Consider the following 17,510-nt stretch of genomic DNA (forward strand, 5'->3'; position numbering starts at 1 on the left):
CCCCTTGTCGTCCGACCGGTTGGAGGCCGCGGTGGAGCTTGAGGAGCGGGTAGCCGCTGCGGAGTTGGCGTGGCTGACGCTGGAGGTGGACGTCGAGACGCTACGGGTGGAGATCGACAACTTCGCGCTGATCCACCATCAGCTGCTCGGGCCGCTGTACGTCCGGCTGGACGAGCTGGACGCCCTGGTCGCGGAGACCGTCGCGGCCCGCACCGGGCGGCACGAGGACATCCGCCGGGCCGCCGAGGCCCGCCACCGGGTCTCCGAACTCCCGGACCTGGACGCCCTCTTCGACCAGCTGCCGCCGGAGACCCCGTCCGCGGCGGTGCCGGAGCAGCCGCGCAAGGTCCGCCCCGGCAAGGAGGCGCAGCGGCTCTACCGCGAGCTGGCCCGCCGCGCCCACCCCGACCTGACCACCGACCCGGCCGAGCAGGAGCGCCGGGCCGTCTTCATCGCCCGGGTCAACGAGGCCTACGCGCAGGGCGACGCCAAGGGCCTGGAGGACCTGGCCGAGGAGTGGTCCACCGCCCCGGAGTCGGCCCCCGCCCCGGGCACCCCGGAGCGCGAGGGCTGGCTGCTCCAGCGGCTGGACTGGCTGACCGTCAGGATCCGCAACCTCGCGGTCGAGCAGGTCCGCCTGGAGAACAGCTCGATGGGCGAGCTGCTCCGGCTGGCCCCGCAGGAGCCGGAGCGGCTGCTGGAGGAGCTGGCCGACCAGCTGCTCGGCCAGGCCGCCGCCAAGCAGGCCGAACTGGACCGGCTGCTCTCGGGGGCGGAGACCGGGGCGGGGACCGGGGCCGCGGCGGGGCAGAATGGCGGGGACCGCCAACGGACCCAGGAGACCGAGATGTTCGCCCAGCTCCCCACCATCGATGCCGCCTCGGTACCCGCCGACGCCCCGCTGCTCGACGTCCGCGAACAGGACGAGTGGGACGCCGGGCACGTGGACGGCGCCCAGCACATCCCGATCGGCCAGGTGGTGGCCCGCCTGGACGAGCTGCCGGGGGAGAAGCTGTACGTGCTCTGCCGGGTCGGCGGCCGCTCCGCGCAGGTGGTCCAGTACCTGGTCCAGCAGGGCCGCGAGGCGGTCAACGTGGACGGCGGCATGTTCGCCTGGGAGGCGGCCGGCCGCCCGATGGTCAGCAGCGACGGCCGGGACGCCTTCGTCCTGTAGCTCCTTCCCCGCAGGTGGGCGCTGCGGCAGGATGACCTCCGGCACACCGGTGCCGGAGGGAGCTGCTGCCGTGCGTACCTGGTCCACCCCGGCGGCCGCCGTGCTCGTGCTCGCGGGTGCGGCGCTGCTCGGCGGCACCGCCCTCTTCCTGGCCGCGCTGTTCCTGAACTCGGCCCCGCCGAACGCCTTCTCCGACCGGTACCGGCCGCAGCTGGACGCGGTGGTCTACCCGGAGTTCGAGCAGAACTGGAAGCTCTTCGCGCCCGACCCGCTCCAGCAGAACGTCGCGCTGGAGGCCCGGCTGCGCACCGTCGCGCCGGACGGCACCGAGACCACCGGCGACTGGCTCGGCCTGACGGCCCGTGACATCGCGGCCGTACGGGGCAACCCGGCGCCCAGCCACCTCGACCAGAACCAGCTCCGCCGGGCCTGGGACTTCTACGACTCCGCCCACCCGGAGGACGGCACCGCCCCCGGCACCCGGGCCAAGCCCTCCGAGCTCTACCTGAAGCGCACCGCCCTGCAGCGGATCGGCCCGTCCCCCGAGGGGAAGCGGCCGTACGAGGTGCAGGTGCGGGTGGTCACCACCGTGCTGGCCCCGCCGCCGTGGAGCCGGGAGCAGGTGGACACTGCCCCGCACCAGCGCGAGCTGCCCTGGTGGCCGGTGGACGAGGACGACCTGCGGGGGCTGTGGTGACCTCCACGGACCTCACGCCCGCCGAGCTGACCGAGGGTCAGCCGCCCGCGCCGCCGTCCTCGCCGCCGCCGTCCTCGCCACCTCCGCCCCCGCCGGCTTGGCGCCGCGCGGCGGAAGCTTTCTCCTCCCGCGCCCTGGGCCGCCACCAGGCGGCCGTGGTGCGGATCGGCTTCGGCCTGGTCTGGGCCGCCTTCCTGGTCCGCGAGTGGCCCCACCGCCGGGTGCTGTACGGCGACCTCTCGCCCTGGTCGGACCGGTTGGCGGCCGGACTGCTGGCGGAGAACGACGCCTTCTCGGTGCTGCCCTGGTTCTCGGGGCGGCTCTGGTTCGAGCTGGTCTACCACCTGGCGATCGTGGCGGCGGTGCTCTTCGCGCTCGGCTGGCGGACCAGGGCGAGCGGGGCGGTCTACCTGGCCACCGTGGTCTCGCTGCAGAACCGGAACGTCTTCGTCGGCGACGGCGGGGACAACGTGATCCACCTGATCGCCTTCTACCTGGTGTTCACCCGCTGCGCCGAGGTCTGGTCGCTGGACGCCCGCCGCGGCCCGGGGCGGGGTGCGGGGCGGGGAGCGCCCTGGCTCTGGGCGCTGCTCGGCGTCCCGCTGCTGATCGGTCCGGGCGCCTGGCCTTGGCCCCGGCTGCTGCTGCTCCTGCTCTGGCTGGTCGCCGCCCTCTGGTGGGCGGTCGAGCGGTACGCCCCGGAGGGCGAGCCGCGCGCGGTGCTGGACGCGCTGGCGACCATGGCCCACCACTGCGCCCTGCTGGTGATCGGCGCCCAGGTGGTCCTGGTGTACGCCACGGCCGGCTGGTACAAGGTGCAGGGCTCGCGCTGGCAGGACGGCACCGCCCTGCACTACCCGCTGCACCTGGACTACTTCACCCCCTGGCCCGCCCTCTCGGCGCTGGCCGGCGGCTCCCTGGTGATGGTCTTCCTGCTCACCTACGGCACCGTGATCCTCCAGGTGGCCTTCCCCTTCACCCTGCTGAACCGCCGTCTGAAGAACGTCCTGCTGGTCCTGTTGGCGGCCGAGCACCTGGGGATCGCGGTCCTGCTGGGCCTGCCGTTCTTCTCCCTCACGATGATCGCGGCGGACGCGGTCTTCCTGCCGACCGCCGCGCTGCTCCGGTGCGAGCGGAGAATCCGGGGCCACCGAGCCACGCCGGTCTAAGCTGTGCCCTATGTCCTGGTTTGCGGCCCTGCGCGACAGCGTGCGCGCCGGGTTGAAGGTGGACCGGAGCCTCAGCAACCCGCGCCGGGCGCTGCGCGGGGCGGTGGCCGCCGCGCTGGTGGTCTTCCCCACCCTGGCCCTGCTCGGGCCGGGCGCCGCCACCTCGGCCGCGATGGGCGCCTTCATCGCCGGGACGGCCACCTTCCAGCGCAGCTTCCGCCCCCGGGTCTCGCTGGCCGTGGCGGCCGGGATCGGACTGGGCGTCAGCACCTTCCTCGGCTACCTGGCGGTCGGCATCCCCGGGGCCTTCCCGGTGCTGCTTGCGGTCTGGGCCTTCGGCGCCGGGCTGGCCTGGTCGATCGGGCCGAGCGCCGGGGTGGTGGCCGCGACCACCGTGTCGGTGATGCTGGTGGTGGTCCAACTGCCCGTCAGCGTGCCCACCGCGCTGGGCCACGGGCTGCTCTGCGCGCTCGGCGGCGGCAGCCAGGCGCTGGTGGTGACGCTCTGGCCGATCGACTCCTGGCGGGCCCAGCGGGACGCGCTGGCCGACGCGTACGCCGAACTCGCCCACTACGCCCGGCGGCTGCGCCAGGACCCGGTGGCCCACGTGGACCCGGCCCCGTTCATCACCGCCCGGCACGCCGCCACCCTGACGCCCTGGCAGGCCCGGCACCGCCCGCCCGAACTGCGCGGGCTGCGCGGCATCGCGGAGCGGATCCGCCCCACCCTGGCGGCGCTGGCCGACCCCAAGGTGGGCGCCGCGGCCGAGGGCCCGGAGCGGGACCGGGCGCTGGAGCTGCTGGCCGCCGCCGCCGAGACCATGGACGCGCTGGCCCGGGCGGTCCGCAGCGGCGAGCCGTACCGCTCCCCCAAGTCCTCCCCGGCGCTCGCCCTGACGGCCCGTGACCCGAAGACCGCCGACCCGGAGCACGCGGCGCTCAGCGGCGCCGCCGGCCGCTCCGCCCGGCGGCTCGGCTCGCTGCTGCGCAAGGCCGTGGACACCCTGGACCGCGAGGACAAGGAGACGGTCTCCAGCGGGACGGCCGGGCCCGGGCTGCGCCGCCCCCCGCTGTTCCGGCTGGCCCCGACCGTCCTGCTGGCCGTGCGGCGCCAACTCCGGCCGCGCTCGGCGGTGTTCCAGCACGCCGTCCGGCTCTCCGCCGTGGTCACCCTCTCCTACCTGGCGGCCAAGGTGCTCGACCTGCACCACGGGTACTGGGCCCCGCTCACCGCCGCCATGGTGATGCGGCCGGACTTCGCCCAGACCTACAGCCGGGGCGTGGCCCGGCTGGCCGGGACGGTGGTCGGGGTGGCCGTCTCCACCGCCGTGGTGCAGCTCTTCCATCCCGGGCAGTGGCTCTCCGCCCTGCTCGCGGTCGGCTTCATGGGCGGCGCCTACCTGACGCTCCGTACGGGCTACGCGGTGATGACCGCCTGCGTCTCCTCCTACGTGGTCTTCCTGCTCGGCCTGCAGCCCGGCGACCCGGTGCGCACCGCCACCGACCGGATCCTGCTCACCCTGATCGGCGGGAGCATCGCGCTGCTCGCCTACGCGCTCTTCCCCACCTGGCAGACCGCCCGGCTGGCGGAGCGGCTGGCCGAGTGGCTGGCGGCGGCCGGGCGGTACGGGGCCTCGGTGCTCACCGTCTTCGGCGAGCCGGCCCGGGGCGGCGATGCCGTGCGCAGCGCGCTGCTGGACTCCCGGGAGGCCCGCTCCGAACTGCTCCAGGCGATCGACCGGGCCGACGCCGAGCCGGTCGGGCACGAGGGCCGGCTGCCCGAACTGACCCGCAAACAGATCGACCGGGCCCGCGCCGCGGTCGGGATGCTCGGCCGCTCCACCGTCCTGATGGAGGCTCACCTGCCGCCCGCCGACGCCGATCCGGTGCCCGGCGCGGCCGGGTTCGCCGAGGAGCTGCGGGACGCCACCGCCATCGCGGCCGGTGCCCTGCTGGTCGGCGACCCGGTGGACTTCGCCGCGCTGCGGGCCCTGCACCGCCGTTGGGACGCCGAGCTGGCCGGGCTGCCCCCGCGCGACCGGATCGAGGTGGCCCGGGCCGGCAGCCGGATGGTGCTCGCCGCACTCACCGACCTGGAGAAGGCCGCCAAGCCCCGCCGCGTACCCTCGGGGACGTGAGCAGCACCGACACCCCCGGCACCGGGACCCCGCACACGGGCGAGCAGTACGACGACGCCTTCACCGCCCCCGACGACCGGGAGGTCGGCGTCGGCCCGTACCCCGGGCCCTGGCCCGCCGGCCCGCAGTACGACCCCGAGCTGCTCGCCCACGGGGACCGGCGCAACGTGACCGACCAGTACCGGTACTGGACCCGGGAGGCGATCGTCGCCGACCTGGACACCCGGCGGCACGGCTTCCACGTCGCGGTGGAGAACTGGCAGCACGACTTCAACATCGGCTCGGTGGTCCGCACCGCCAACGCCTTCCTGGCCGGCGAGGTGCACATCGTCGGCCGCCGCCGCTGGAACCGCCGCGGCGCCATGGTCACCGACCGGTACCAGCACGTCCGCCACCACGACTCGGTGGCCACCCTGGCCGCCTACTCCGCCGAGCAGGGCCTGGCCGTGATCGGCATCGACAACCTGCCGGGCGCCGTCCCGATCGAGACCTTCGAGCTGCCCGAGCGCTGCGTGCTGCTCTTCGGCCAGGAGGGCCCCGGCCTGACCCCCGAGGCGTGGGAGCACGCGTCGGCGGTCTGCTCGATCGCCCAGTTCGGCTCCACCCGCTCGATCAACGCGGGCGCCGCCGCCGCGATCGCCATGCACAGCTGGATCCGCCGGCACGCCTGAGCGGTGTGACCCAGGTCACCGGAACCGGTGCCCCGGGGCGGACAAGGCACCTCGTGGACTACACATCGCACGCCCGAATACGCGCGGGAGACCCGGAAGCGTTCCGGGAGCTCTTCCGCGACCACGCCCCCCTGGTCCACCGGCACGCGGTCAGGGTCAGCGGCGACCGGGACCTCGCCGAAGAGGTCGTCTCGCTGACCTTCCTGGAGGCCTGGCGGCTGCGGGAGCGGCTGCTCGACCACGAGGCCGGCCCGCGCCCGTGGCTGATGGGCATCTCGGTCAACGTGCTGCGCAACACCCGCCGCGCGGGCCGCCGCCACCGGGCTGCCCTGGGGCGGCTGCCTGCCCGCGACAGTGTCCCGGACTTCGCCGACGAACTCGTCGGGCGGCTCGCCGACGCCGACCAACTCGCGGCCGCGCAGCGCGCGTTGAAGCAGCTCCGGCGCACCGAGCGCGAGGTCTTCACGCTCTGCGTCTGGTCGGGCCTCGGGTACGCCGAGGCCGCCGCCGCGCTCGGCATCCCGATCGGCACCGTGCGCTCGCGGCTCTCCCGGGCCCGCACCCGGCTGCGCGCGCTGGCCGAGAAGGAACTGCGGAAAAACCGGGAACCGCTTCCGCGCCCCGGACAAGTACGGGGCGGCCGCACCAACGCGGCCCGGTCTTACGAGTCGCACGAGGAGACCTACGGATGACCCGCAAGTTCTGGAAGCGGACGGAGCCCCTGGACCTCACGGGCCCGGACCACACGGAGCTCGCCCGGCTGCTGCCGGCCCCGTCGGCCCCCGGTATGCCGATCGACCGTCAACTGCTGTTCGAGGAGCACCTGTTGAACGAGATCCGCACCTCCGCACCCACCCCCCAGTCCACCGCCGTGGCCCCGGCCGCGCGGCGCCCGGGGCGCCGTGCCCTGCTGATCGCCGTCCCGGTCGCCGCCGCCGCGCTCGCCGCGGTGGTCGCCGTCGGCGCGCTGACCCCGGGCACACCGGGCCGGGGGCCGGCCGCGGTGGAGGCGCCCGTCGTGGCGGTCGAGGAGGGCAGCAGCGTCCAACTCGCCTCCACCGTCCAGCAGATCTCCGCCGCCCTGAGCAGCCGGAAGACCCCGGAGCCGAAGCCCGGCCAGTACGTCTACGTCAAGAGCACGGTCTCCTACCAGGCCTCCTCGTACAACGCCGACACCGACGAGTCGAAGACCTGGGTGCAGCCGCTGCACGGCCGTGAGGTCTGGAAGTCCCCCGACGGGCTCGACGGCTGGCTCGACGAGCCGGGCTACCAGGACGAGGGCGGCGTCGGCCTCGGCAACTCCAACCCGCACTCCAAGCCGGTGAACGGCAAGGACGTCCCGGGCGAGGTCCAGAACCGGTCCTACAACTGGCTCAAGGCCCAACCGGCCGACCCGGCCGCGCTGTTGAAGACGCTCTACCCGACCGTCGAGGGCCCGCGCGACCGGGACCAGCAGGCCTTCGAGGAGGTCAGGTCGATCGTCAACGAGCAGCTGGTGCCGGCCCGGACCGCCGCCGCGCTCTACGAGGCCGCCGCGAAGATCCCCGGTGTGGTCGTCGTGCAGAACTCCCAGGACGCCGCCGGCCGCAGCGGCCTCGCGCTGGCCCGCCTGGACGGGAAGACCGGTGAGCGGCTGGAGCTGGTCTTCGACCGCAGCTCCTTCGCCTACCTGGGCAGCCGGGGCGTCCAGATCAAGCAGTTCGGCAACGTCAAGCCCGGCACGGTGACCGAGCGCACCGCCGTCCTGGAGCGGGCCGTCGTCGACAAGCAGAAGGAGCGGCCCGCCACGGGTGGTGGCAGCGCCTGACCGGAGCCCGGTGTCCTCGGACGGCGGTCCCGCCGTCCGAGGACACCGGGCGCGGGCCTCAGGACCCGAACAGCAGCTTCCAGGTGTGCGGCCCCGGGTAGCCGTCGGCCTCGCTGCCCGTCCAGCCCTGGGCGCGCTGGAAGTCGGCGACGTTGAGCCGGTCGGCCTCGCCCCACTCCGGGCCGGGGCCCTCGGCGTAGTGACGGCCGTAGCCCTTCCTGACGAGCTGTTCGCCGAGCTGCCGGACGTACTCGTTGGACTGCCCGGGGCCGAACCGCTCCGCGCCCGGGTACGGCGGTGAGGACGGGACCGGGGCCGGAGTCGCCGGCGGCGGGGCCGGTTGGTTGACGGCGGGCGGGATGTCCCTGCCCTGGTGACGGACCAACAGCTCCCAGGTGTCCTTGCCGGGGTAGCCGTCGGCCTCGGAGCCGCGCCAGCCCTGGGCGAGTTGGAAGGCCTCGGTGGCCCGCCGGTCGGCCTCGCCCCAGCTCGGGTCGGGGCCCTCGGCGTAGAACCGGGTGCCGCCGCGCTGCACCAGCATCTCGCCGAGGCGCTTCACGTACTCGTTCCGCTGCCCCGGACCGAAGGCGTCCGACCCCGGGAAGGCATCGGGCGCGGGTGCCGGGGCGGGGGCCGGGCCGTCCAGGCCCAGGTAGCGGTAGGCCAGGTAGGAGGCGGAGTTGTTCCAGTACGCGTACGGGGTGGTCCGCTTCCGGGTGGCGGGCCTGGTCTGCTCGTAGGCCAGGTACTTGGAGCGGGCCGAGTCCGCCCAGCCGCCGAAGACGACGGTGTGCGAGCCGCCCGCCGGGTCGGCCGCGTTGTTGTAGACCAGGATGTCGCCCGGCTGGAGGTCGGCCCGCGCTATTCGGGTCGCGTAGTCGGGGAGGGTCCAGGTGGTCTGGCTGCTGCCGAGGCCCCAGGCCATCGAGACGAAGCCGGAGCAGTCCTGCCGGTAGCCGTCGGACCAGTAGCTGCCCATGCTGTACGGCACCTGCTGGTCGACCCAGCCCTGGGCCCGGGCCATGATCTCGGCCCGGGTGGTGGCGCGGACCGCGCGCAGGCCGCGGGTCTCGGCGGCCGCCGCGCCGCGCAGCGGGGCGACGGAGCCCTGCGGCGTGGAGCCGCTCTCCGTCCCGGCGGGGGAGGGGGCGGGCGCGGCGGTGGCGGTGGCGACGGAGCCGCCGCCGAGCACGGAGCCGACGGCCGCGAACAGCAGCGCGGCGCGGCGCGCCCCGTGGGCGGAGCGGTGGCCGCCCTCGGCGACCGGGGCGGCGTGCAGCCTGGCCAGCCTGCGGGCCGAGCAGCCGCCGCAGCCGCAGTCCCGGTCCGGTTCTATCTCGGTGAACTCGATCAGCACGGTCGGAGCCTGCCTCTCCTCGGGGGTACCGGAGGGAATGTGTTCCACCGTCAGATTCAGACATATCACCTGAAAAGCTGTGAATTTCCTTGGAGCGGCCGGAGGCCGGCCCCGGGGGTGGGGTCGGCCTCCGCTGCGGGACGCTCTGTTCAGGCGACGAGCTCGGCCTCGGTGGCCGGGGCCGGGGCCCTCTTCCTGTCGCGCATCACCAGCCCGGCCAGCAGGGCTGCGGCCAGGACGCCGACCGCGCTGATGGTGAGGGTGGTGGACATCGAGGCGGTGAACGCCTCCCGGGCGGTCCGGACCAGGCCGGCGTCGCCGCCGGCGACGGCGAGGGCCCCGGAGATCGATCCCTTGGCGAGCTCCGAGGACCCGGCGGGCATCTCGGCGGCGAACCGGCTGGTCAGCAGCGAGCCGAGGATGGCGATGCCGAGCGCGGTGCCGGCCTGCTGGATGGTGTCGTTCAGCGCGGAGCCGACGCCGGCCTGCTCCTCGGGGATGGTGCCCATCAGGGCCGAGACCGCGGCGGGCATCGCCACCCCGGCGCCGAGGCCGAGCAGGCCGAGCGCCACGGCCGGGACGGTGAAGCCGCTGTCCGCGTCCACGGTGGTGAAGAGGGCGAAGGAGGAGGCCATCACCAGCAGGCCGGTCACCACCAGCGGACGGTTGCCGAGCCTGGCGGCCAGCCCGGCGCCGGCCCCGTTGCCGATCAGCGCGGCCACCGCCAGTGGGACGAAGGCCAGCCCGGCCTTGACCGGCGAGTACCCCAGCACGAACTGCAGGTACTGGGTGAGCACCAGCAGCAGGCCGCCGTTGCCGATCTGAACCAGCGTCAGGGAGAGCGAGCCGCCGCTGAAGTTGCGCTGCCGGAACAGCACCAGCGGGACCATCGGCTCCGGGTGGACGTTCTCCCAGACCACGAAGCCGACCAGGGTGGCGACCGCGACCAGCAGGGTGACCAGGCCGCGGCCCTCGAACGCGCCGTGCTGCGGGATCTCGATGATCCACCAGATCAGCGCCGTCATGCCGACCGCCGAGAGCACCGCACCGACCGGGTCGGGCTTGCGCCAGGCGCCCTTGGACTCGGGCATCAGCAGCAGGGCGGCGGTGATCGCGACGGCCACCACGGGGACGTTCACGAAGAAGATCGAGTGCCAGGAGAAGTGGTCGATCAGGAAGCCGCCCAGCACCGGGCTGCCGACCAGGCCGAGCATCGAGACCGAGCCCCAGGCCGCCATCGCCTTGCCGCGCTCGTCCTCCTCGAAGACGGTGATCAGGATGGAGAGGGTGGACGGCATGATCAGCGCGCCGCCGACGCCCATCGCGACCCGGGCCGCGATCACCTCGCCGGGGCTGGTGCAGACCGTCGCCGCGAGCGAGGCCAGGCCGAAGAGCAGCAGGCCGATGATCATCACCTTGCGGCGGCCGAAGCGGTCGCCCAGGCTGCCCGAGGTGAGCAGCAGACCCGCGAAGACCAGCACGTAGGAGTCCAGGATCCACTGGATGTCCTGGGCGCTCGCCCCGATGTCGGCGGTCATCGCCGGGACGGCCACGGTCAGCGCCATGCTGTCGACCACCAGGACCAGGGTGCTCAGGCAGAGCACGACCAGGATCCACCAGCGGTGGGGATTGCGGGATTCCATCACTCTGCCCTCTCGGTTGCGCACACTGTTCCTTCGATGGGAACACTGTACGCAGCTGCGTACAGTGTTCGCAAGAGGCGAGCTGTGTACGCTGGAGCGAACGGCGTACGCACGGAGGAGGACGCATGGCAGCCAAGGCCGCACCCGTCGCATCGGTCTGGGCCCGGGAGCAGCGCGAACCCGACCAGCCGGGCCTGAGCCGGGCGGGGATCGTCCGGGAGGCGATCGCCATGCTGGACGCGGAGGGCGTGGAGGCGCTCAGCATGCGCAAGCTCGGCGCCCGCCTGAACGCCGGGGCCACCTCGCTCTACCGGCACGTGGCCACCAAGGACGAGCTGATGGAGCTCGCGGTGGACGAGGTGGCGGCCGAGATGGCGGTGCCGGCGCCGGGCGGGCTGGACTGGCGGGCCGACGTGACGGCCGCGGCGCGGTCGTTCCGGGACGCCTCGCTCCGGCACCCGTGGCTGGCCTCGCAGCTCGGGCAGGCGGGGCTCGCCTACCTGGGGCCCAATCTGATGGCCTATTCGGAGAAGCTGGCCGCCCTGGTCACCGGGGTCGGCTTCGAGGAGCCCTCACGCGCGATCGACGTGGTCTTCTCCTACGTCATCGGCATGACCACCACCGAGGCCGCCTGGCTCGCGACGATCGCCCGCTCGGGCGAGACGGAGGCCGAGTTCATCGGCAAGCGGATGCCGGCCGCGGCGGCGGCCGCCGCCGGTCACGAGCACCTGACCGCCGCGTACGGCACCGTCGCGCCGGACCCGGTCGCCATCCGCGAGGACAAGTTCACCTACGGCCTGGACGTCGTCCTCGACGGCCTCGAAGGGAAATTGGCTGCGCGTTGAGGGGCGCGGGGAACTGCGCGAATCGGAAGGCGGCTCACCTGCAACCGAGGCTCCGTCAGCCAGTTGCACGTGCTGCCGTTCCCCTGCGCGCAGTTCCTCGCGCCCCTGACGGCCCTCCGGGCCGCAGGGCCGTCAGCCCTCCGGGCCCAGCAGGGCGGCGAGCGCGCGGCGGATCTCGGCGCGGCTGGGGTCGACCGCGGCCCAGGCGGCGTGGCCGTCGGGGCGGACCAGGAGGACGGTGTCGCGGAGTTTGCCGTGGGGGGAGTCGGGGGCGGCGGTCACGGCGCGGTCGGTCCAGGGTTCGAGGACGGTGCTGAGGTCGTCGTTGGAGACCAGGACGGCCTTGCCGCCGCGCAGCGCCTCGTAGAGGCGGGAGGGGGAGCCGGGGCTGTCGACGGCGAGGCGGAGGTCGGGGATGCGACGGCCCGTCAGGTGGTGGGTACCGCCGGGGGCGGGGTAGTCGATGCCGATGCCGGAGATCCGCTTGACCCCGGCCTCGCCGACCGGGCCGAGGCGCTCCCCGAGGACGCCGACCGCGCCGCGCAGCAGCCGGGCCGGGGCCGACCCGCCGAGGGCGACCCGGACCAGGGCGCCGGAGCTGAGCACCGCGGCGCGGCCGACCGGCCAGCGTTCGGTCTGGTAGCTGTCCAACAGGGCGTCAGGTGCCCAGCCCCGGACGGCTCCGGCCAGCTTCCAGCCGAGGTTGGCGGCGTCCTGGAGGCCGGTGTTCATGCCCATCCCGCCGGCCGGGGAGTGGCAGTGGGCGGCGTCGCCGGCCAGCAGGACGCGCCCGGAGCGGTAGTTGGGGGCCTGGCGTTCGTCGCTGTGGAAGCGCGAGAGCCAGCGGGCGTCGTGCATGCCGTGGTCCTCGCCGAAGGCCTCGCGGGTGATGGCGGCGATCTCGTCGAGCTCCACCGGTGCGTCGTCCGGGAGTTGGTGGTCGCGTGACCAGGCGATCACCCGGTGCCAGCCGTCACCGAACGGGACCAGGAAGGCGAAGCCGTGCTCCCCGGTGCCGACGTTGAGGGTGTCGGCCGGGGGCCGCTCCAGCCGGACGTCGGCGAGCAGCACGGAGTTGACCACGGACTGGCCGGGGAAGGGGATGCCCAGCAGGTCGCGGACGGCGGAGCGGACCCCGTCGGTGCCGACCGCGTAGGCGGCGGTGTACGTCCGGCCGTCCCGGGTGTCCAGCTCGACCCGCTGTCCGTCCTGCCGCAGGTCGGAGACCTCGGCGCCGCGGACGATCACCGCGCCTGCCTTCACCGCCCTTTCCTGGAGCAGCCGTTCGACGTTGTACTGCGGGGTGATCAGGACGAAGGGGAACCGGGTGTGCAGCCGGTCCAGCCGGGCCTCCAGGCCGCCGAACAGCCGAAGGTGGTCCAGGGTGGTGCCGGTGGCGATCAGGTCGTCGGCCAGGCCGCGGGCGTCGAGCTGCTCCAGGGTGCGGGCGTGCACGGCGAAGGCCCTGGTGAGGTTGGACTCGGTGGTCCGCTTCTCCAAGACCGTCACCCGCAGCCCGGCGACGGCCAGGTCCCCGGCCAGCAGGAGCCCGGTCGGGCCCGCGCCGACCACCACCACATCGGATGCCAGCTGCTTCTCGGACATGCCCATCTCCCGTTGATCGGACCAGCGTTCGAGCAGGGGCCCGGGCACCGCCCGGGCCTTCTAAGCTTCCTCTCAGCCTTCCATCATCGCGGGCCCATCAGTCCCTGTGAATCTCACTGACATGACTGAGCCCGCAGCTCGGGGCACGACCGCGGTCGGCCCCGCTCCCGCCAGCGCCACCCCGAGCCGGACCAAGCTGGTCGAGGTGGTCGTCCCGGTCCACAACGAGCAGCACACGGTGGAGACGTGCGTCCGTACGCTGCACGCCTACCTGGCCGAGACCTTCCCCTACCCGTTCCTGATCACCGTGGCGGACAACGCCAGCACCGACGGCACCTGGCAGGTGGCCACCGGGCTGGCCGCCGAGCTGCCCGGGGTGCGCGCGGTCCACCTGGACCTCAAGGGCCGGGGCCGGGCGCTCCGTCAGGTCTGGGGCGCCAGCGAGGCCGACGTGGTGGCCTACATGGACGTGGACCTCTCCACCGGCCTGGAGGCCTTCCTCCCGCTGGTCGCTCCGCTGCTCTCCGGGCACAGCGACCTGGCCATCGGCAGCCGGCTGCACCGGGGTTCGGCGGTGGTGCGGGGTGCGAAGCGGGAGTTCATCTCGCGCACCTACAACGTGCTGCTGCGGGCCACCATGGCGGCCAAGTTCTCGGACGCCCAGTGCGGGTTCAAGGCGGCCAGGACCGAGGTGGTCCAGCGGATGCTGGGGTCGGTGGAGGACGACGCCTGGTTCTTCGACACCGAGCTGCTGCTGCTGGCCGAGCGCTCCGGGCTGCGGATCCACGAGGTGCCGGTGGACTGGGTGGACGACCCGGACAGCCGGGTGGACATCGTCCGCACCGCGCTGGACGACCTGCGGGGCATGGCCCGGGTGGCGCGCCGTTCGCTGAGCGGGGCCGGCCGGATCGACCAACTGCCCAGCCGGGTGCGGCAGGCGGAGCTGCCGCCGGGGCTGGGCTGGCAGCTGGCCAGCTTCGCGGTGGTCGGCACGCTGAGCACCCTGGCCTACGTGCTGCTCTACCTGACGGCCCGCCAGCTGGCCCCGGCCTTCCTGGCCAACGCGCTGGCACTGGCGGTCACGGCGGTCGGCAACACCGCGCTCAACCGGCGCTTCACGTTCGGCGTCACGGGGAGCCGGGACGCCCTGAGGCACCAGGTCGAGGGCGGTGCCGCCTTCCTGATCGGGCTCGCGCTGAGCAGCGGTGCGATCGCCCTGCTGCCCTCGGACGCCTCGCACCCGGCGGAGCTGGCCACCCTGGTCGCGGCCAACGCGCTGGCCACCCTCGTGCGCTTCCTGCTGCTGAGGGTCTGGGTGTTCAATCCCCGCCGGGGGCGTCCGAAGCGGTGACCGTCCGTCAGTTGTGGCGGCGGACCTCGACGGTGCGGAAGCGGGAGGCCACGAAGGCGCCGTCGCAGTACGCCGCGTTGGCCGCCGGGTTGGCCCCGGTGCCGTGCAGGTCGGAGAAGGCGGCGGTCTGGTTCGGGTAGACCCCGCCGGTGAGGTTGAGCGAGAGCGAGACGCCGGAGTCCAGCGCGGCGGCGACCAGGGCGGCCTCCACCTCGGCGTCCACGGTGTACGCGGAGGCGGTCATCGCGCCCTGCTCGCGCACGGTGCGGGCCAGCAGCTCCACCGCGGCCTCGGCGGACTCCACCGCGACCAGGAAGGAGACCGGGCCGAAGCACTCGCCGGCGAAGGCCGCCTGGTCGTCCGGCTTGTCCGCGTCCACCTTGACCAGCGCGGGGGTGCGGATGGTCGCGCCGGGGAACTCCTCGGAGCTCACCGCCCGCGGCGCCAGGGCGAGTTCGCCGTACTCGCCACCGGCCGCCCGGACGCTGCGGCCGAGCACCCCGGGGTTGACCACGGCTCCCAGGATGGCGGCGGCCCGGACGTCGTCGCCGAGCAGCTTCTCGATCGCGTGGGCCAGGTCGGCGGCCACCTCGTCGTAGGACTTGCCGCCCTCGTCGGTGCGCACGCCGGTGCGCGGGATCAGCACGTTCTGCGGGGTGGTGCACATCTGGCCGCTGTAGAGCGAGAGCGCGAAGGCCAGGTTGGCCAGCATGCCGCGGTAGTTGTCGGTGGACTCGACGACCACCGAGTTGACCCCGGCCTTCTCGGTGTAGACCAGCGCCTGCTTGGCGTTCTCCTCCAGCCAGTCGCCGAACTGGGTGGAGCCGGTGTAGTCGATCAGCTTGATCTCGGGGCGGACCGCCAGGGTGGCGGCCAGTGTGCCGCCCTCGTCCTCGGCGGCCAGGGTGACCAGGTTCGGGTCGAAGCCGGCCTCGGCCAGCACCTCGCGGGCGACCTGGACGGTGAGCGCGAGCGGCAGGGTGGCCCGGGGGTGCGGCTTGACCAGCACCGGGTTCCCGGTGGCCAGCGAGGCGAACAGGCCCGGGTAGCCGTTCCAGGTCGGGAAGGTGTTGCAGCCGACCAGCAGCGCGAGGCCGCGCGGCACCGGCACGAAGTCCTTGACCATCGAGAGCGGGTCCCGCTTGCCCTGCGGCTTGGTCCACTGGGCCTGGGCGGGCAGCCTGGTCTGCTCGGCGTACGCGTAGGCCACCGCCTCCAGACCGCGGTCCTGCGCGTGCGGGCCGCCGGCCTGGAAGGCCATCCCGTACGCCTGGCCGGTGGTGTGCATCACGGCGTGGGCGAACTCGTGCGAGCGCGCGTTGATCCGGGCCAGGATCTCCAGGCTGACCGCCGCGCGGGCCTCGGGCCCGGCCGCCGCCCAGGCCGGACGGGCCAGCTCCATCGCGCCGATCAGCGCCTCGGCCTCGGCCTTCGGGTAGCTCACGCCCAGCTCGGTGCCGTACGGGGAGGTCTCGCCGCCGACGGTCGTGCCGTCGCCGGGCTGGCCCTCCAGGGTCAGCGCGGTGCCGAGCACCGCCTCGAAGGCGGCCTGCCCGTCGGCCTGGCCGGTCTCGCCGTACGCCTTGGGGAACTCCGGGTACGGCGACCAGTAGTCGCGGGACCTGGTGGCCTCCACCGCACTGGTCAGGGTGGCCTGGTGACGTTCGATCAGCTCGGCGACGACGGGGTGGCTGGCCGCTGCGGTCATGATGCGCTCCCTTTGGGGCGGACTGGTCACCCCTCAGGGTAACCGAACGATCGGTCGGGTCAATGGGGCGGTGGAGTGACCCGGGGGCGCGCGGGTGATACTCGTTCACATGGCCGAGAACTCCACCCGCACCGCCTACACCGTCGACTCGCTGCTCGCCGTCACGGTCGGGGTCTTCAACGAGCGCGGGTACGACGGCACCTCGATGGAGGACCTGTCCCGGGCCGCCGGGATCTCCAAGTCCTCGATCTACCACCACGTGCGCGGCAAGGAGGAGCTGCTGAAGCTCGCCGTCGGCCGCGCGCTGGACGCGCTGTTCGGCACCCTGGCCGAGCCCGAGGCGCTGACCGGCCGCGCGGTGGACCGGCTGGAGCACGTGGTGCGCCGCACCGCGGAGGTGCTGATCTCCGAACTCCCGTACGTCACGCTGCTGCTGAGGGTCCGGGGGAACACCGCGACCGAGCAGTGGGCGCTGGAGCGGCGGCGCGACTTCGACCACCAGGTGGCCGAGCTGGTCCGGGAGGCGGTGGCCGCCGGGGAGCTGCGCTCGGACGTGGAGCCCAGGCTGGCCACCCGGCTGCTGTTCGGGATGATCAACTCGATCGTGGAGTGGTACCGCCCTGGCGGCAAGCACACCGACGGGGTGGCCGAGGCGCTGGTGCACCTGGCCTTCGACGGGATGCGCGCCTGACGGTGGGGGGTGGCAGGCTGCCCGCATGACCGAGATGCCCGCACACCTGGCCCCGCCGCTCACCGACGACCCGCGCGAGCCGCTTCCGCTCACCGGCTCCGAGCACGAGCTGCTCACCGCCTTCCTGGACTGGCACCGGGAGACCTTCCTGCTCAAGTGCGCCGGCCTGACCGACGCCCAGCTCTCCACCACCGCCGTCGAGCCTTCCGGCCTGAGCCTGCACGGGCTGCTCCGCCACCTCACCGGGGTCGAGCGCTGGTGGTTCCGGATCCAGTTCGCGGGTGAGGAGCTGCCGCTGCTGTACTACTCCGACGAGGACCCGGACCAGGACTTCGAGCGCCTGGACGGCAGCGTGGCCGAGGCCGTCGAGGCCTGGCGCGCCGAGGTCGCGGTCTCCCGCCGGCTCACCGCCGAGGCCGCCTCGCTGGAGGTCACCGGCACCCACCGGGCCTCCGGGAAGCCGATCTCGCTGCGCCGGATCCTGATCCACACGCTGGCCGAGTACGCCCGCCACAACGGCCACGCCGACCTGCTCCGCGAGCGCCTCGACGGCACCACCGGCTACTGACGGAAGTGGTCACACCGGGGGCGCGAGGAACTGCGCGCAGGGGAACGGCAACACGTGCGACCGGCTCGCACGCCCCGACCTCACGCT

Annotated in this window: 15 protein-coding genes; 11 read left to right on the forward strand and 4 right to left on the reverse strand. The window is 73.8% G+C overall.

Annotated elements, in window-relative coordinates; all coding sequences use genetic code 11:
* The 7 genes from ACZ6ZR_RS32500 to ACZ6ZR_RS32530 all read left to right on the forward strand — a co-directional run.
* The coding region (locus ACZ6ZR_RS32500; protein WP_465648537.1) for a rhodanese-like domain-containing protein at positions 1-1,174 on the forward strand (1,174 nt) is incomplete at its 5' end.
* A 70-nt stretch (positions 1,175-1,244) separates the two neighbouring features.
* Positions 1,245-1,871, forward strand: a complete 627-nt coding sequence (locus tag ACZ6ZR_RS32505; RefSeq protein ID WP_465648539.1) for a DUF5819 family protein — start codon at positions 1,245-1,247, stop codon at positions 1,869-1,871.
* Positions 1,868-3,040: an HTTM domain-containing protein gene (locus ACZ6ZR_RS32510; protein WP_465648541.1), complete on the forward strand. Its 1,173-nt coding sequence runs from the start codon at positions 1,868-1,870 to the stop codon at positions 3,038-3,040. The genes ACZ6ZR_RS32505 and ACZ6ZR_RS32510 overlap by 4 nt, the downstream gene beginning before the upstream one ends.
* A gap of 10 nt (positions 3,041-3,050) precedes the next feature.
* A complete protein-coding gene (locus ACZ6ZR_RS32515) occupies positions 3,051-5,177 on the forward strand; it encodes an FUSC family protein (RefSeq protein WP_465648543.1) in 2,127 nt (708 codons plus the stop codon).
* Entirely contained in the window at positions 5,174-5,848 is a 675-nt protein-coding gene (locus ACZ6ZR_RS32520; protein ID WP_465648545.1) for a TrmH family RNA methyltransferase, read from the forward strand. The genes ACZ6ZR_RS32515 and ACZ6ZR_RS32520 overlap by 4 nt, the downstream gene beginning before the upstream one ends.
* 53 nt (positions 5,849-5,901) lie before the next feature.
* Entirely contained in the window at positions 5,902-6,540 is a 639-nt protein-coding gene (locus tag ACZ6ZR_RS32525) for an RNA polymerase sigma factor (protein ID WP_465648547.1), read from the forward strand.
* Complete coding sequence (locus tag ACZ6ZR_RS32530; protein ID WP_465648549.1) at positions 6,537-7,655, forward strand: CU044_5270 family protein; 1,119 nt, start codon at positions 6,537-6,539, stop codon at positions 7,653-7,655. The genes ACZ6ZR_RS32525 and ACZ6ZR_RS32530 overlap by 4 nt, the downstream gene beginning before the upstream one ends.
* A 58-nt stretch (positions 7,656-7,713) precedes the next feature.
* Here the strand turns inward: ACZ6ZR_RS32530 and ACZ6ZR_RS32535 are convergent, their stop codons facing one another.
* Together ACZ6ZR_RS32535 and ACZ6ZR_RS32540 are read right to left on the reverse strand one after the other, a co-directional pair.
* Complete coding sequence (locus ACZ6ZR_RS32535) at positions 7,714-9,012, reverse strand: peptidoglycan-binding protein (RefSeq protein ID WP_465648551.1); 1,299 nt, start codon at positions 9,010-9,012, stop codon at positions 7,714-7,716.
* A 149-nt stretch (positions 9,013-9,161) separates the two neighbouring features.
* On the reverse strand, positions 9,162-10,655 hold the full coding sequence (locus tag ACZ6ZR_RS32540) for an MFS transporter (protein WP_465648553.1): 1,494 nt from the start codon (positions 10,653-10,655) through the stop codon (positions 9,162-9,164).
* Positions 10,656-10,780: 125 nt separating this feature from the next.
* Between ACZ6ZR_RS32540 and ACZ6ZR_RS32545 the strand changes: the two genes are divergently transcribed.
* Positions 10,781-11,500, forward strand: coding sequence for a TetR/AcrR family transcriptional regulator (locus ACZ6ZR_RS32545; protein WP_465648555.1), 720 nt, complete (start codon positions 10,781-10,783; stop codon positions 11,498-11,500).
* 132 nt (positions 11,501-11,632) lie between these two features.
* On the opposite strand, the gene ACZ6ZR_RS32550 is transcribed toward ACZ6ZR_RS32545, so the two are convergent.
* Complete coding sequence (locus ACZ6ZR_RS32550; protein ID WP_465648557.1) at positions 11,633-13,105, reverse strand: FAD-dependent monooxygenase; 1,473 nt, start codon at positions 13,103-13,105, stop codon at positions 11,633-11,635.
* Between the two features lie 121 nt (positions 13,106-13,226).
* Here ACZ6ZR_RS32550 and ACZ6ZR_RS32555 point away from each other — a divergent pair, with 121 nt between their 5' ends.
* Entirely contained in the window at positions 13,227-14,456 is a 1,230-nt protein-coding gene (locus ACZ6ZR_RS32555) for a bifunctional glycosyltransferase family 2/GtrA family protein (RefSeq protein ID WP_465648559.1), read from the forward strand.
* Between the two features lie 7 nt (positions 14,457-14,463).
* On the opposite strand, the gene paaN is transcribed toward ACZ6ZR_RS32555, so the two are convergent.
* Positions 14,464-16,164, reverse strand: a complete 1,701-nt coding sequence (gene paaN / locus ACZ6ZR_RS32560; protein ID WP_465648561.1) for a phenylacetic acid degradation protein PaaN — start codon at positions 16,162-16,164, stop codon at positions 14,464-14,466.
* A 109-nt stretch (positions 16,165-16,273) separates the two neighbouring features.
* On the opposite strand from paaN, the gene ACZ6ZR_RS32565 reads away from it, so the two are divergent.
* Together ACZ6ZR_RS32565 and ACZ6ZR_RS32570 are read left to right on the forward strand one after the other, a co-directional pair.
* Positions 16,274-16,855 carry a TetR/AcrR family transcriptional regulator gene (locus tag ACZ6ZR_RS32565; RefSeq protein WP_465648563.1) on the forward strand — a complete coding sequence of 194 codons (582 nt, stop codon included), beginning with the start codon at positions 16,274-16,276 and terminating at the stop codon, positions 16,853-16,855.
* 25 nt (positions 16,856-16,880) lie between these two features.
* Complete coding sequence (locus tag ACZ6ZR_RS32570) at positions 16,881-17,423, forward strand: DinB family protein (protein ID WP_465648565.1); 543 nt, start codon at positions 16,881-16,883, stop codon at positions 17,421-17,423.
* Positions 17,424-17,510 lie beyond the last annotated feature (87 nt).

The sequence above is a fragment of the Kitasatospora sp. NPDC088742 genome (assembly GCF_055584905.1).

Bases quoted from the DNA above. Each gene is read 5' to 3' on its own strand.
- ACZ6ZR_RS32515 (WP_465648543.1), top strand. From the start codon at position 3,051: ATGTCCTGGTTTGCGGCCCTGCGCGACAGCGTGCGCGCCGGGTTGAAG.
- ACZ6ZR_RS32530 (WP_465648549.1), top strand. From the start codon at position 6,537: ATGACCCGCAAGTTCTGGAAGCGGACGGAGCCCCTGGACCTCACGGGC.
- ACZ6ZR_RS32540 (WP_465648553.1), bottom strand. From the start codon at position 10,655: ATGGAATCCCGCAATCCCCACCGCTGGTGGATCCTGGTCGTGCTCTGC.
- ACZ6ZR_RS32545 (WP_465648555.1), top strand. From the start codon at position 10,781: ATGGCAGCCAAGGCCGCACCCGTCGCATCGGTCTGGGCCCGGGAGCAG.
- ACZ6ZR_RS32550 (WP_465648557.1), bottom strand. From the start codon at position 13,105: ATGTCCGAGAAGCAGCTGGCATCCGATGTGGTGGTGGTCGGCGCGGGC.
- ACZ6ZR_RS32555 (WP_465648559.1), top strand. From the start codon at position 13,227: ATGACTGAGCCCGCAGCTCGGGGCACGACCGCGGTCGGCCCCGCTCCC.
- paaN (WP_465648561.1), bottom strand. From the start codon at position 16,164: ATGACCGCAGCGGCCAGCCACCCCGTCGTCGCCGAGCTGATCGAACGT.
- ACZ6ZR_RS32565 (WP_465648563.1), top strand. From the start codon at position 16,274: ATGGCCGAGAACTCCACCCGCACCGCCTACACCGTCGACTCGCTGCTC.
- ACZ6ZR_RS32570 (WP_465648565.1), top strand. From the start codon at position 16,881: ATGACCGAGATGCCCGCACACCTGGCCCCGCCGCTCACCGACGACCCG.